Source organism: Streptomyces sp. NBC_00094 (assembly GCF_026343125.1).
GTDB lineage: Bacteria > Actinomycetota > Actinomycetes > Streptomycetales > Streptomycetaceae > Streptomyces.
This window is the reverse complement of sequence record NZ_JAPEMB010000001.1, coordinates 57,741-71,235: the sequence shown is the minus strand read 5'-3', so window position 1 is coordinate 71,235 and position 13,495 is coordinate 57,741. Positions and strand designations below refer to the sequence as shown.

General features: G+C 69.5%; 12 protein-coding genes and 2 pseudogenes. 8 read left to right on the top strand and 6 right to left on the bottom strand.

The genetic code is table 11. The features are described from left to right. Nucleotides 1-283 precede the first annotated feature (283 nt). Nucleotides 284-781, bottom strand: coding sequence for a hypothetical protein (locus OG580_RS00355; RefSeq protein WP_267041601.1), 498 nt, complete (start codon nt 779-781; stop codon nt 284-286). Nucleotides 782-871: 90 nt separating this feature from the next. Here OG580_RS00355 and OG580_RS36235 point away from each other — a divergent pair, with 90 nt between their 5' ends. From OG580_RS36235 to OG580_RS00345, 3 genes are all read left to right on the top strand, one after another. Then, nucleotides 872-1,198: a DUF6431 domain-containing protein gene (locus OG580_RS36235; protein WP_354006204.1), complete on the top strand. Its 327-nt coding sequence runs from the start codon at nt 872-874 to the stop codon at nt 1,196-1,198. An 831-nt stretch (nt 1,199-2,029) separates the two neighbouring features. Further along, entirely contained in the window at nt 2,030-2,191 is a 162-nt protein-coding gene (locus OG580_RS00350) for a hypothetical protein (protein ID WP_267041600.1), read from the top strand. Nucleotides 2,192-2,281: 90 nt separating this feature from the next. Further along, nucleotides 2,282-2,584, top strand: coding sequence for a hypothetical protein (locus OG580_RS00345; protein WP_267041599.1), 303 nt, complete (start codon nt 2,282-2,284; stop codon nt 2,582-2,584). 93 nt (nt 2,585-2,677) lie between these two features. On the opposite strand, the pseudogene OG580_RS00340 reads toward OG580_RS00345, so the two are convergent. Beyond that, nucleotides 2,678-2,737 (bottom strand): annotated as a pseudogene (locus OG580_RS00340) (hypothetical protein); the annotation flags it as partial. A 469-nt stretch (nt 2,738-3,206) separates the two neighbouring features. Here OG580_RS00340 and OG580_RS00335 point away from each other — a divergent pair. The 3 genes from OG580_RS00335 to OG580_RS00325 all read left to right on the top strand — a co-directional run bounded on the left by OG580_RS00335 (nt 3,207) and on the right by OG580_RS00325 (nt 5,820). Then, on the top strand, nt 3,207-3,866 hold the full coding sequence (locus OG580_RS00335) for a DedA family protein (RefSeq protein ID WP_267041598.1): 660 nt from the start codon (nt 3,207-3,209) through the stop codon (nt 3,864-3,866). Between the two features lie 212 nt (nt 3,867-4,078). Then, the gene (locus OG580_RS00330; RefSeq protein WP_267047842.1) at nt 4,079-5,185 is read left to right on the top strand and encodes a sensor histidine kinase; all 1,107 of its coding nucleotides are present in this window, start codon (nt 4,079-4,081) and stop codon (nt 5,183-5,185) included. Continuing rightward, entirely contained in the window at nt 5,176-5,820 is a 645-nt protein-coding gene (locus OG580_RS00325; protein ID WP_267041597.1) for a response regulator transcription factor, read from the top strand. Before OG580_RS00330 ends, OG580_RS00325 begins: the two co-directional genes overlap by 10 nt. Before the next feature lie 81 nt (nt 5,821-5,901). On the opposite strand, the gene OG580_RS00320 is transcribed toward OG580_RS00325, so the two are convergent. Next, nucleotides 5,902-6,414 carry a hypothetical protein gene (locus OG580_RS00320; protein WP_267047841.1) on the bottom strand — a complete coding sequence of 171 codons (513 nt, stop codon included), beginning with the start codon at nt 6,412-6,414 and terminating at the stop codon, nt 5,902-5,904. A 133-nt stretch (nt 6,415-6,547) separates the two neighbouring features. Beyond that, on the bottom strand, nt 6,548-8,152 hold the full coding sequence (locus OG580_RS00315) for an IS1182 family transposase (protein ID WP_267041596.1): 1,605 nt from the start codon (nt 8,150-8,152) through the stop codon (nt 6,548-6,550). 153 nt (nt 8,153-8,305) lie between these two features. Between OG580_RS00315 and OG580_RS00310 the strand changes: the two are divergent. Then, nucleotides 8,306-8,582, top strand: a pseudogene (locus OG580_RS00310) (winged helix-turn-helix domain-containing protein); the annotation flags it as partial. After that, nucleotides 8,558-9,115: a transposase gene (locus OG580_RS00305; protein ID WP_267041595.1), complete on the top strand. Its 558-nt coding sequence runs from the start codon at nt 8,558-8,560 to the stop codon at nt 9,113-9,115. The pseudogene OG580_RS00310 and the gene OG580_RS00305, both read left to right, overlap by 25 nt. A 42-nt stretch (nt 9,116-9,157) precedes the next feature. Here OG580_RS00305 and OG580_RS00300 read toward each other — a convergent pair whose 3' ends face one another. Then, nucleotides 9,158-9,655 carry a hypothetical protein gene (locus tag OG580_RS00300; protein ID WP_267041594.1) on the bottom strand — a complete coding sequence of 166 codons (498 nt, stop codon included), beginning with the start codon at nt 9,653-9,655 and terminating at the stop codon, nt 9,158-9,160. A 341-nt stretch (nt 9,656-9,996) separates the two neighbouring features. Next, entirely contained in the window at nt 9,997-13,389 is a 3,393-nt protein-coding gene (locus OG580_RS00295; RefSeq protein WP_267041593.1) for an ALF repeat-containing protein, read from the bottom strand. Nucleotides 13,390-13,495: the final 106 nt, after the last annotated feature.

Sequence of the window (13,495 nt, the reverse complement as noted above, 5' to 3'; positions counted from 1 at the left end):
GTGCGTGCTCATACTCGCAGGATTCGAAGTCGCCCACGCCGACCAGACGCCCAGGACGGAGGCGGCCGACGGCATCACAGCCACACGCTGATCAGAAAGCGGACTGCGGGGGAGTGCGGTCGAGCACCGCGGCGTAGGCGCCCGGGCTGTTGGGCGACTCTCAGCATGAGCAGGAACCAGCAGCTTGGCGACGCTCACGGTGGAGATGTTCCGGGGAGGGCCTGGGCGCTTGAGGAGTGCTTGGTGCGCGACGACACGGTGAACACGAACAGCAACTCGCGGCCTATGCCTCGGGCGGTGTCCACCGCTTGATGATGTGGGGCTGAGAGTGCGGTGCCGGCCATGCCTGGATCCGGATCGCCTCCTTGTCTTCGGGCTCGTCCTCGCAGTCGAGGTCGGGGAAGGCTGCGGCTTCGAGGTTCCGCCGCGATGTCCGGATGCGGATCCATCCGGCGGGCATGTCCAAGCGTGTTGCGTCGGGGATGTAGTCAGTGCAGCCCAGAACGACGAGTCGTCCCGAGGCCAGGTTGAGGCTTGCCTCGACGACGTGGTCGAAGTCGTCGCTGTCATCGTCCGGCTGGCCTGTGAGGAGGTCGATGGTGACGTCGACGGTTACGTTGACAGCCGTGCCGAAGGCCAGAGCGTGTTGAGCGACGCCGAGGCCGTCCAGGATGGCCTGTTCGGTCCACACGTCACCGACGCCGGTCTCAGTTGCCTCGGAGTCGTCGTCCATGACGTAGATCTGGAAGTAGTCCGCGAAGAGCTCAAGGTTTGTCGCCACGGACGCATCATCGCTGCTGTCCGATGAGGGCAGGGTGATGGGGGCGGGCTGTTGTCGGGTGAGGCCGCTGACCGGGTGACACGAACATGAATGCTGGCTCGTCCGGAGAGATTCCGGCTGATTACTGCAGGTCAGACGTACGTGCCGGTGCTGATCGTGGACTCGGACGTCCTGTTGGTGCAACGCCGGCTGCGGACTGGCGAACTGCTGTGTCCGTCATGCGGGGCAGTGCTCGCGCCGCGGGGCCACGGGCGACCGCGGGAGATCCGTGGCGATCGCGGGGTCCGGCGGTTCGTACGTCCTCGTCGTTCGCGCTGTACGGGTTGCCAGGTCACGCACGTGCTGCTGCCGGAGGCGTTGCGGACGCGGCAGCTGGATGCGGCCGAGGTGATCGGGGCCGGACGAAGCCCGCGGTAGTCAGCCGGGGCGAATCGTGTGAGTTCCCTCCGCATCGCGCGGATCAGCCAGCTCGGTCAGACGTCCGGCTCCGCGGAGGTTCGGTGGAAAACAGCGACCAGATCCTGCGGCCTTCACCGGAGGTATCAGCGCCACAGCTCACCGTGCCGGTGACGGAGGCCAGTGAGACCAACACGGTCTGGTCGGGCTCAGCCTCGGTATGGCTGAGGACCACGACGAGGACCATGCCGTCCTGGTCAGCTACGTGAACGCTGACGCGCTTGCCCGCGTCCCTCACGGCCGTGTCGACGAGAAGCCGTACGGACTCCTCCAACAGGCTGTCCCGGGGGTGACTGTACTCCCAGCCACGCACGGCTTGCGTCACGTTGCGGACCGCCTTGCAGGACGCCCAGGAGTCCGCGGGGAAGACCCAGTTACTGACTCGCCGGTTCCTGACGGCCATACGTGGGCGCCGGGTCCCGACGCGAGCCTGACCCGGCCCCGGCAGGGGGAGCGCCGTGCTGACCGGTTTCGTCTTCGGCTCGGGCCGAGGGAGCTCGACCGGTTTCTTCTGCGGCGGCGGCGTGCGAGGCGGATAACTTGGCGGGACCATCGGGCCCTTGTTCTCCGTCGACTCGTTCAACGGAACCTCCTCGCACTGTCTAATGCCCCTACCCATCGTGGCAGCAGTTCAAGGATGCCGGTTGCCACTTCGCTCCATTCGCCCCAGAGGCTGCGGTCGTGTTGACGCGTCTCCTCTGCCCTGTCAGTGCCGCGTGCGAGCCTGTACGGGCCCGGCGGCCCCCATGCCGATGCTGTCCCGGGCACCACCCCCAAGCAACGGAGGACGACGTGCAGAGCTACCGGCTGACGTGGATGCTGGAGGGACGGGATGAGCAGCAGGTCTCGACCGTCAGCTACGACGCGAACAGTGCCAAGCACTACAAGGCTCGGAAGGCCGCCGAGGACGGCGTCAGTGAGGTTGAGATCATCCCGGTGAAGCCCGGCCAGTAGCCGTTCGCCTCGGGCAGTGTCAGTGGCGGCTCGTAGCGTCGTGAGCAGGAAGGCCGTGAGCCGCCCGGCCGATGACGCCGGGGAGCGGTCATGGGTGAGATCACGGTCAGCGTGCAGGACATGGACCACCTCCTTTGCGATCCCGCGCGCGCGTACGGAACCCCGTACCAGCGGGCCTACGCCGAGCTCGCCGCCAAACACTGCGGCCAGCCGGTCACGGAGATGGTGCCGCTGCTGCGCGCGGCCGCCGACAAGGTGCTCCTCGGCTTCACCACCGCCGACCTCACCGAACAGGCCGAGGCGATCAGCAGTGGCGCCCGGTACGAGCTGAGGATCCGTGTCCGCGAGCTCCGCAGGGACACCCTCGCCAACCTGATCATCAGCATGCACTGACACATCGTTCCAGACGCCTCGAACAACCACCCGACCACCCGGCCACCTTGACCAAAGGCATAGGGGCACCCCCCGCTGCCGTGCGGCGGCGGCGCGGTAGCCGTCGTGGTGGGTCATGCTGCCGATGATGCCGGGCGGCCACACGGGTGCGCCGCGCCGCCCGCGAGATGGGGACGGGCCTTATGTGAGGCCCGCCAGCGGGCGGTGGTGGCCGGGGCGGGCTCCGGTGTCGTCCGCGGCCGGCGGGGATCCGGGGCAATTCGAGACCTACTGCGGTGGGGATCCGGCGTCCCGACGGTGTTCAGCTCGAACGGGATTCAACGGAGAACCGGCCCCGCGGAAAGGAACAGGGATTCCCGGGGACCTGGCGGGAACGGGTCAGCGCGGCCGTCGGCACGGCCGTCGGTCTGCCGTCACACGACCTTCGGTCCGTCTTTGAGACCGTCCGCAGGCAGGAACTTCGGCGGGACCCCCGGACCCTGCGGTTTTCCGCAGGGTGGGAAGTACGGAGAACAGTACCGGGGTGGGCGGCAACCCTCATACCGGCGCTGAGCAGCGATTTCTAAGTTTGAGGAAGAACGGGGCGCCCGCCCCCACCGCTCCCGCCAGCTTGGAGTCCCTCATGAACCTCACGACCAAGGCGCTCGCCCAGCAGCCCGCGGACGGCGTCGCCGGCTGGGCGGCCGACCTCGTCGACACGCTGGGCGGCCCCGGGGCCGGTCTCGCCATCGCCCTGGAGAACCTCTTCCCGCCGCTGCCCAGCGAGGTCATCCTGCCGCTGACCGGCTTCGCCGCCGGTCAGGGCGTGCTGAGCCTGACCTCGGCGTTGTTCTGGACCACGCTCGGCTCGGTGGTCGGCGCGGTGGCGCTCTACTGGATCGGGGTGCTCTTCGGCCGCGAGCGGATGCACGCGATCTGGGGGAAGCTGCCCCTGGTGAAGGCCTCGGACCTGGTCCGCACCGAGGAGTGGTTCGCCAAGCACGGCACCAAGGCCGTCTTCCTCGGCAGGATGGTGCCGATCTTCCGGAGCCTGATCTCGCTGCCCGCAGGTGTCGAGCGGATGCCGATGCCCCTGTTCATCATGCTCACCACCCTTGGCAGCCTCATCTGGAACAGCATCCTCGTGATGGCCGGCTACTGGCTGGGCGACCAGTGGGATGTCGTGGAGACCTACGTCGGTGTCCTGTCGAAGGCCGTCCTGGTCCTGGTCGTCGTCGCCGTCGTGGCCTACGTGGCGGTCCGGCTGCGCGGCCGCGGCCAGGCCCATCGACGCGCCTCGTGACCCTCGACTCCCGCCCCACCAGTACGGCACAGCTTCCCGCACAGCCCGGGCGATCTTGCTCGGCCTGTGCGGGCGCACTAGTCTCGGGCCCCGTGCAAGGGGACTTAGCAGGCACCGCGTCCGACCGACCGCCGGCCAAGCCCGGCGGCAACGTCTCCGGTGAGGACGAGACCGCCACCCGTACGACCACCCCGTCCTGGCCGCGACGCGGCCTGGGGACCCTCGTCGGCTGCGCGACCGCTCTGGTCGGCGTCCTCTACTTCCTCGGCGTCGGCGCGGCCCTCGGCCCGTTCCTGCTCTGGCCGCGCACCCGGGCCGGCGCCCTGCAGATCCTGATGGCCGGCGCCCGGCACCTGGTCACCCTCGAACGGGTCAGGCGTTCCGCCTTCTTCGGCGACCTCTTCCCGGAGCACTACAAGGCCTCCGACCAGAAGATCCTGCGCTATCTCGCGATCCGCAGCTACACGGGCCTGCTCTGCGGAGTCGTCATCGGACTCCTGGTCTTCGGCGCTGTCCTGGCCGGTCTCCTGGTCAGCGGAGCGGTGCGGGGCACCCTCGGCTGGGACGAGCTGCTCACGCAGGTCCTCCTCGGCAGCGTGCTGCTTTTCCTCGACGTCCAGGGTCTGTACTCGCTGGCCGCGCTTGACGCCCGTACCGCCCGGGAATGCTTCGGACCGTCCGAGCGGGAACTGCTCCAGCGCCGTATCGACGAACTCGCCACCAGCCGGGCCGCGGTCGTCGACGCCGTGGACTCCGAGCGGCGGCGCATCGAGCGCGATCTGCACGACGGGGTCCAGCAGCGCCTGGTGGCGCTCGCGATGCTGATCGGCCGGGCGCGCCGGGGCCGCAACCCCGAGCAGGCCGACGCGCTGCTGCTCCAGGCGCACGAGGAGTCCCAGGGCGTACTGACCGAACTGCGCGAGGTGGCCTGGCGGGTGTACCCGTCGGCGCTCGACAGTCTCGGGCTCGAAGAGGCGATCGGCGGGGTCGCCGAGCGGTGCAGCATTCCGCTGCGGACCCGTTTCGACGTCGGCACCCCGCTGCCCCGGCCGGTCGAGACCGCCGCCTACTTCGTGGTGTCGGAGTCCGTGACGAACGCGGCGAAGCACTCCTCGGCCTCGGCGATCTCCGTGGCGGTGGCGCTCGAAGGGGCGCGGCTCTCCGTACGGGTCGAGGACGACGGTACGGGCGGCGCGAGCGAGACCGGCAGCGGCCTTACGGGGCTGCGCAGCCGGGTGGCTGCGCTCGACGGCGTCCTGCACATCCACAGCCCCCTCGGGGGACCGACCACCATCACCGCGGAGCTTCCATGCGCGTAATCCTGGCCGAGGACTCGACCCTGCTGCGAGAGGGCCTGGTCAGGCTGCTCGCCGAGGAGGGCCACGAGGTCCTGGCGGCGCTGGGTGACGCGGTGACGCTGCTCAAGGAGGTCGAGGAGCAGCGGCCGGATATCGTCGTCGTCGACATCCGGATGCCCCCGACCCATACGGACGAGGGGCTGCGGGCGGCCGTCGAGATCCGGGAGCGCTTTCCCGAGGTCAGCGTGCTCGTCCTCTCGCAGCACGTCGAGCGCAACTACGCGGCCAAGCTGCTCGCGTCCAACGCCGAGCGGGTCGGCTATCTCCTGAAGGACCGGGTGGCACAGGTCGAGGAGTTTCTTGACGCGCTTGAGCGGATCCACGCCGGTGGGGCGGCGATCGACCCGGAGGTCGTACGGCAGCTGGTCATCCGGACCACGCACGGCGACCCGCTGGCGCGGCTGACGCCCCGGGAGCGCACGGTCCTGGAGGCGCTGGCGCAGGGCCACACGAACACGGCCATCGCGCAGAAGCTGCACATCTCGCTGAGCTCGGTGGAGAAGAACCTCAACACCGTCTTCGACAAGCTGGAGCTGTCCCACACGACCGGCTACAGCCGGCGGATCCTGGCGGTGCTCCGCTACCTGGAGTCGTAGGCCGGTCGCCGCTGCGGAACGGGCCGTCCCCACCGTCCCCACCGTCGCCGATGGTGGCGGTGGGGACGGCCCGCGACACGCCTACGCGAAGGCGTAGGGGTTGAGCGCGTCCTCCGGCAGCTGCTCGATCTGGAGGTGGGTGCCCAGGCCCGCCTCGGCGGCGAGTTCGAGCAGGACACCGAAGGCCACATGGTCCTCAAGCGCGAACCCGGTGGAGTCGAAGACGGTGATCCCGTCCCGGTGCTCCGCCACAAACGCCAGTCGCGCGCACAGCTCCATGAGGTCCGGTCCGAGGTCGGACTCCACCAGGTGCTGGGCCTCGCCCTCGCGCTGGGCTTGGCCCCGGTGGTCCGCTGTGACGAACGCCGACTTCAGCACGCGCCGCGGCACCTCGAACTTGCCTATGAGGTCGGTACCGAAGGCGCTGATGTGCACGTGCGGGCGAAGGTTCTGGCCGAGCAGCACCGGGCCGTCGCCGACCGCCACCGAGGTGACCGTGCAGATGATGTCCGCCTCGGCCTCGACGTCGGCGACCGAGTATGCGTTCTCATTCTTTCTGCGATAGGTAGATGGCTCTGAGCTGCGATGCCGCAGATGGATGAGATGCTCCTTCGCCCTGCTCGCAGTGTGGTTGATCTGTGCTGCAGCAGGTTGGATGAGAAGACCGCAGATGTGGTGAGAACCCCACTACGGTGAGCGACTCTGTCGGGGATCTTCGGTTGTCGGGTTACTTGCCTTGCCGCCACCAGCATTCCCAGCTCAGGTTTCGGGAGTCGAGGTACTTCTGGAAGGCCGTGGGGGGTCTGGGGCTGTAGACGTGGACGGGTGCGCGTGAGGCGAGGCGTTCGATGTTGATGGCGATGCCGGTCAGCACGTGTTGGACGTGGGTTTTGCGGAGGCCGTGGTAGCGGCTGCGGCGGGCCCGGTGGCCGTTGACGAGTTCGCAGATGGTGCCTTCGACTCCGGACCGGGTGGCGTAGAGCCGTTTCCACCGGCGGTCCTGCTGGTCCGTGCGGTTACGGGCCTGGAGTTCGTGCAGGTGGCGGGGGAGGAAGTTCACTGTGCGCGCTGAGGTTCCCCGTGTGCAGGCAGGTCGGTCGGGGCACGGGTTGCACTGGGTGGGGCGGAACCGGGCGACCGTGTAGGGGGCCATGGCCGGGGCTTCGATCCAGATTCTGCTGGTCTGGCCGTTGGGGCAGGTGACTCGGCGCCGGTCGAAGTCGATGGTGAAGTCGTCCCTGGTGAAGCCGGTCTGTTCTTTGTGCTGCCAGGCGCCGCTGGTCTTGACCGGCCCGATGAGCTGGACCTGGTGGTCTCGTGCGGAGCGGTCGAGCAGGGCGATGGAGACGTAGCCGCCGTCGATCAGGTGCTGCCCGGGCAGTAGTCGACGGTGGCGGAGCCTGTGGTGGATGCCGGGCAGGGCCTCGGTGTCTCTGGTCGGGGTGGTAGTGGCGATGTCCGTGATCAGGTTGGCGTGGGAGTCGGCGTCGCAGGTCTCGGTGATATGGACCAGGTAGCCGCTCCAGCGGGTGTTGCCGCGGATGGCACGACGGGCTTCGCGATCGTTGGGCGAGACGATCCGGAGAGCTCCCTTGGGCTGTCCGTCCTTCTCGGTGCGGAGATGCAGGGTGCCGCGGGCATCGAGGAGGAAGTTCTGCACCATGATCTGCCGCAGAACTTCTGCGCGGGGACCACGCTGGTGGGGCGGCAGGCGTTCGAGGAGCCGGTGGGCGTCTGTCCCGGCCTGTTTGAGACGGGTGACGGGATGACTCGGCTGGCTGGGAAGGCGGACGGGCCGGCCGTAGCGGATGGCCCACTCGGCATCCACCAGCTCGTCCAGGATCTCCGGAGTGCGACTGGCAGCTTCTTCCAGTGCGGCGCGTACCGCTTCGAGGAGCAGTTCCAGGCGGGTGAGTTCTCGGGCTGCGGCAAGGACCTGGGTGGAGTCGGTTCGCTGTCTTCCGCGTTCCTTGACCATGCCGGCCTGCCGCATCCGGTCCAGGGCCAGGGAGAGGAGCTGGTCTGCGCGGTCGTCCTGGGACAGCCGGTCCCGGAAGTCCGTCAGCACACTGTGGTGAAAACCGGGATCGTCCAGTTCCATGGCCAGGGCGTACTTGAAGTCGATACGGCACCGGACGGCCTCGGCTGCTTGCCGGTCCGAGAGGTTGAGCAGGAACTGCAGCACACATACGGTGGCCAGCTGAGCCGGCGAGAGGCCGGGCCGGCCATCGCGCGGATACCAGCAGACGAAGTCCTCGTCGTCCCAGAGCCCGTCGAGATGGTCACGCACCCACATGGCCGTGGTCCCGCGGGGATTACTGGCCCGCGCCATCCGAGCCGTGAGCTTCGGCACCACCACAACAGACAGGGGACGAACGGACACTGGCCACCCCAGGAAGTCAGGACTGCACCGAACCACCCAGAGTGTCCCGAACCCCCAACAGCCCTGTCTCTGGAACCTCAAGATCCCCGACAGAGTCACTCACTGAGCGAGAAGCAGTTCGCGTAGCTGGAGGCGGAGCTGGCCAAGGGACCAGCCGCCCACGGCTGGGAGGACCAGCGATGGACGCTCGCGCGGATCAAGATGCTGATCGGCCGGCGCTTCCACATGAGCTCCACCATCCAGGACGTGCGGAAGCAGGCTGGTGCGTAACGGCTGGTCCTGCCAGGTCCCGGCCCGGCGCGCGATCGAGCGGGACGACGCCGCGGTGGCCGGGTGGGTCAAGGAGGTGTGGCCATGCGCGGAAGACTCGCGGCGTTGAGCGGAGCCTGGCTCGCCTTCGAGGACGAAGCCGGATTCTCCATGACGCCGCCGCAGGCCAAGACCTGGTCACAGCGCGGCCGGACACCGGTCGTGCGGGTCCGGGGCCGGTCCCGCAGACGGGTCTCCATCGCCGCGCTGACCTGGTACCAACCCGGCCACCGGTCGAGGCTGATCTACCGGCCGCGCCGGGACTACGGCCAACGCGACGGACGCAAGAGCTTCTCCTGGCGCGACTACCGGGACCTGCTGATCACCGCCCACCAACAGTTCGGCGGCCCGATCGCGCTCGTCTGGTACAACCTCAACGCCTACAAGGCCGCTGACCTGCGAAGGTTTACCCAAGGCCGGGACTGGCTGACCATCTACTACCTGCCGCCCTGCGCACCCGACCTCAACCCCGTCGAAGGGATCTGGTCCCTGCTGCGACGTGGCTGGCTCTCCAACGTCGCCTTCAGCACACCCGAACACCTCGTCCAGCGCATCCGACGCGGCCTACGGCACATCCAGTACCGCCGAGGACCAACACGATGAAGAGAGTTCTGCGGCGGCTTGTGCGCATCATGTGACGTCCATTCAGCAGGAGCTGAATTTAATCGACTTGTTGTTATTGTACGTGTGGTAGAGGTTCCCTCCGGAGTTCGGGTAGACCGGGTCGGCCAAACCTTTGTAACCGGATTTGTAGTAGACGACCGAGCAGTAGTCGCGGTACCAGTTGTAGGTCGAAGCGGAGTTGTTGGCCGCTCGCTTACCGTCACCGTTGCCCTTTTCGCACAAGATGAGCACTTGGCTGCTGCCGGTTCCACCTTCGCTCAGCGCCGCGAGGTCGTAGATGGAGCGGCCGATGTTCACCCATGCTCCAAAGTCGGAGTTGTAGTAGAACCGGAAGCGGAACTCTTCTGATGCGTCGGCGCACTTTTCCGGCGGCCAGTACGAGTCGAAGTCGGAGCTGGTCGGGGTGGTCGGATTCCCTTCGGCCATTGCGACGTTGGTCGCAGCGACAGGTAACAGGGCCAGGAGGCCGGCCAGTGTGGCGGCCCGCAGACGGCTCCGGGTGCGAACGGCAGATAACACGTCCAAAAACTCCCCACGTACGATGTGATAGGCAGGGCCTCTTGTTCACTGCAAATACTGGGCATACTGGGCAATGAAGAGACAGCTGCCGGCGAAGGTCGTTGCCGTAATAGGCCAGTGGTCAGCAGGGCGCGGCGGCGCACGCGCCCCCGTCTGACGCCTCCGGTGATAAGGCGGTCGAGGCCGTCGGGGCGCAGGTCGTGGCCGGGGTGGCGGTAGACAGCATCGAGCTGCTGCCGCATCGCCGTGTCGATCTGATGGGGCATGTTCTCTCGCTGGTCTCTTTCCCCAGGTGGTGGTGCTGGAGCCTTCCCGGTGTCCGGGAGCGTCCCTGGTGCCCATCAGCGGCGGAAGAAGCGCCCGATGCGTCTGACGATCGGTGAGACGCCCTCGCGTCCCAGTGTCGAGATTTCGTTGACGGCCTCGACGCCCTTCGTGACGGCCTTCTCCGTGAGGCGGGTCACTATCGCGGACGGGGCGATCGATTTGATGCTGCCCACCGCACGGGCTGCCTGCTCGATGAACTCGCGGCTCGTCCAGCCGTATTCGATTCCGTACAGGATCGCGCTGGCGGAATTGAACGCGGCGGCACCGACGCGGAGGGTGGTGCCGATGGAGACGAGGAGCGCACCGGCGGGTGGGAAGTAGAGGCCGACGCCGATTCCGACGATTCCGACGCCGGTCCCCAGCAGCCCGGCGATCATACCGGCCTGGCTCAGAACGTCCGCCCACCATTTGATGTCGGTGTCCCCTGCCGCAGGAGGGTCGACCTTGACGCTGTCGCTGGCGGTCGTGTCGCACGGGTTGGTTCCGGCGTCCTTGGACGCCTGGGCCGCCTCCGCGGCCTGCTTGGCCGCTGCCGCGACCTCCGCGTGGCGTTTTTCGCCCTCGATCTGCCACGCCTGGCTGGCGGCGGCCGCGGCGGTGGCCTTGTCCTGGTTGGCCTGGAGCGCTGAGGCACGAGCGGAGACGGCGGAGTTCTGCGCGGCGTTGGCCGAGGCGACGGCGCTGCGGGCCGATTGGATGGCTCGATTCACGGAGTAGTTCGCCGACCGCTCGGCGAGCCGGGCGCTGGCGGCTGCCTGACCGGCCCGGTCGGCCGAAGCCTGCGCGTCCTTGGCCGACTGCTCGGCGTCGGCCGCAAGGGTGTTCGCCTGCTGGGCGGAGGTGGCGGCCTGCTCGGCCGAAGCCCTGGCCCGGTCCGCCCACTGCAGTGCCTCGGCGGCGGCGGCGCGCGCCGTGGCCGCCGCTTCCTGGGCGCGGGCGGCGTCCTCCTGCGCCTTGTGGGCGATCTTCGCGGCGGCGGCGATCGCGCCCTGCATGGCGGCGATGTGGGTGGCCGAGTCGAAGTCGAGCTGCGCGCTCTCGAACTGCACCGAGGCGATGAAGTTGCGGCGCATCCACGCCGGGCCCTCCAGCGCGGCCTGGGCGTGGGCCTTCACGTAGGGGCCACCAGTCCGCAGGAGCGTCGCGGTGGCCACCGCGTCGTCCTCTTCCTGAGCCTGCTGGAGACCCGTGGTGAGGAACACGTACAGCGCCTCGGCGGTCCCGGAGTCCAGGGCGGCGTTCGCCGCCCGGGTCACCGCCGGGCCGGGGTCCTCGCTCAGGACCCGGGCGACCGCGACGCGGTTGTCCATGGCGGCGGCCCGGACGGCGCCCTCGCGGAGGAAGGTGCCGGCCGCGTCCGGGTCGTTGCTCTCAAGGGCCGCCGCGGCGGCGAAGGCGACGTCGGGCGGAGCGATCCGGGCGAGGAAGAGGACGGACTCCCGGTCGTCCTGCCGCTGGGCGATACGCCGGTCGACGTCGATCCAGGCGTGGATCTCCGCGTCCGTCCCGGCCAGGGCGTAGCGGGCGGCTTCCTGGGACCAGCCTCCCGTGGAGTCCAGCAGAGCGAGGGCGGCCTTGCGGCCGAGGTCGGTGGCGCTCGTGGCGTTCCCCGCGCGCAGGGCCGCTTCGGCCTGGGCGATGAGCTCCTTGGTGGCCTGGTCGGTCTGCTCGGCCTGGGTCTTTTTGAGGTCGTACGCGGCCCGCTCCTCAGCCTCCGCCTGGGCGAGCAGGCGCATCTCCGTGACCGCCCGCTGCGTGTCCTCGTTCAGGCGCTGCCACTCGGCCTCGCGGGCCGCCTTCTCTACCGCGACGGCCTGGGCGACCGCTTCGGTGGCGGTGTTCGCCGCCTTGGTGGCCTCGTCGGCGAACTCGGTCGACTTGTGGGCGTATTCGACCGCCTGGCCGGCATACTGGACGGCCCATTCGGCGGCCGCGGCGGCCTTGTCGGCGTGTGCGGCGGCGTTGTTCGCGGCGTCGCGGGCGGTTTGTGCGGCGGTGGAGGAAGCATGCGCGAGGGCCTGTGCGGTTCCGGCGGCGGTGGTGGCGATCGTGGCGTTGGAACTGGCGATCTCCGCCTGGTGCTTGGCCTTGGCGGCGGCGTTGCGCGCCGCACCGGCGGAGGCCGAGGCCCGGGCGGAGGCGGACGCGGCGGCGGCGGCGTTGCGCGCCGCGGACGCGGCGGCTTCACCGGCACCGGCGGCCTGAGCGGAGGCGGCCGCCGCCTGGTCGGCGGCCTGCGCTGCGCTGCGGGCCTTCGAAGCGGCATTACGAGCAGCGACGGCGGCGTCCTTGGCGGCGGCCGACTGGGAGGCGTCCCTGGACGCGGCGATCGCGGCCCTGTACGCGACGGCCGCGGCCGAACCCGCGCTGGCCGCCGCCTGGCTCGCGGCCGCGGAGGCGTAGGAGGCGCGCCGGGAGGCCTCGACGGCCGCGTGGGAGGCGTCGATGGCGACGCGGGAGGCGTCGGCGGCACCCTTAGCGGCGTCACCGGCCTTGCGTGCGGCCCGGCCCGCGGCGGCCACGTCGTCCTGGGCCGCCTGCGCCTCGGCGGCGGCGTTCTCGGCGGCCTCCCTGGCCTTGGCGGCGGCGCTCACCGCGCGGGCGGCGGCCTCCTCGGCCTGCCGGGTCCTGGCCTCGGCGTTCTTGCCCTCGCGCTGGACGACGGCGACGAGCTCCTCGATCTTCGCGCGCTCCTGGTCGCGGGCGCGGGCGATGTGCTGCCCGGTCTCCAGGAACCACACGACGTCGTCCTCGGTGCCGGACAGCGCCTGGCCGGCGTACTTCTGCACCTCCGGCCCCGCCTGGAACATCAGCTTGGAGGTCTCGACCCGCAGGTCCTCCAACCGCGCCGTGTACTGGCCGTCGAGGAGGAAGGCCTCCAGGGAGGCCTGGCCGCCGTCGTTCAGCGCTGCGTTGCCGGCCCGGTTCACGGCCTTGCCGCCCACGCTCATCACCGTGGCCGTCGCGACCCGCAGGTCCTCTGGCACCGAGGCCTTGAAGCCGCCGCCGAGAAACGCGGCGATGGCCGAGTCCCCGTTGTCGAGCGCAGCGGTGGCGTCACGGCGGGTGCCCTTGCCGGCCGCCGCCAGGCCCCGCATGACGGCGACCCGGTTGTCCTGCGCCGTCTCGCGGGCCAGCTGGACGTCGAGGAAGACCCGTACGTCGGCGTCGGATCCGGTGAGCGCGGCCGCGGCGGCGGCGCGGACGGCCCGTCCGCCCAGCAACCACGCCCGGACGACCTTCGCCCGCTCGGTCTCCGGAAGCCGGAAGGGATCGTCGCCGGCGGGCGGGGCATCCGCCGCCCGGGCCGGCAGGGGATTGAGTACGAGACTGGAGGTGGCGGCGACGGCCGCGGTGGCCGCGATGGCCTCCAGCACACGGCGTCGGCTCCAATAGGTGCTGTCCACAAAGGTCCTTCGGGATCAGCGTCCGGTGCGTGCCGCGCGGCACGCACCGGACGGAGAAAGAGGGGAAGGGGTGCGCCCGCGTCCCTGGCCCCCGGGGAGGCAGGGA

Excerpts from the sequence above, each read along its gene's own strand:
- OG580_RS36235 (WP_354006204.1), top strand. The coding sequence starts at position 872 with ATGCTGGCTCGTCCGGAGAGATTCCGGCTGATTACTGCAGGTCAGACG.
- OG580_RS00345 (WP_267041599.1), top strand. The coding sequence starts at position 2,282 with ATGGGTGAGATCACGGTCAGCGTGCAGGACATGGACCACCTCCTTTGC.
- OG580_RS00335 (WP_267041598.1), top strand. The coding sequence starts at position 3,207 with ATGAACCTCACGACCAAGGCGCTCGCCCAGCAGCCCGCGGACGGCGTC.
- OG580_RS00325 (WP_267041597.1), top strand. The coding sequence starts at position 5,176 with ATGCGCGTAATCCTGGCCGAGGACTCGACCCTGCTGCGAGAGGGCCTG.
- OG580_RS00315 (WP_267041596.1), bottom strand. The coding sequence starts at position 8,152 with ATGGCGCGGGCCAGTAATCCCCGCGGGACCACGGCCATGTGGGTGCGT.
- OG580_RS00305 (WP_267041595.1), top strand. The coding sequence starts at position 8,558 with ATGCGCGGAAGACTCGCGGCGTTGAGCGGAGCCTGGCTCGCCTTCGAG.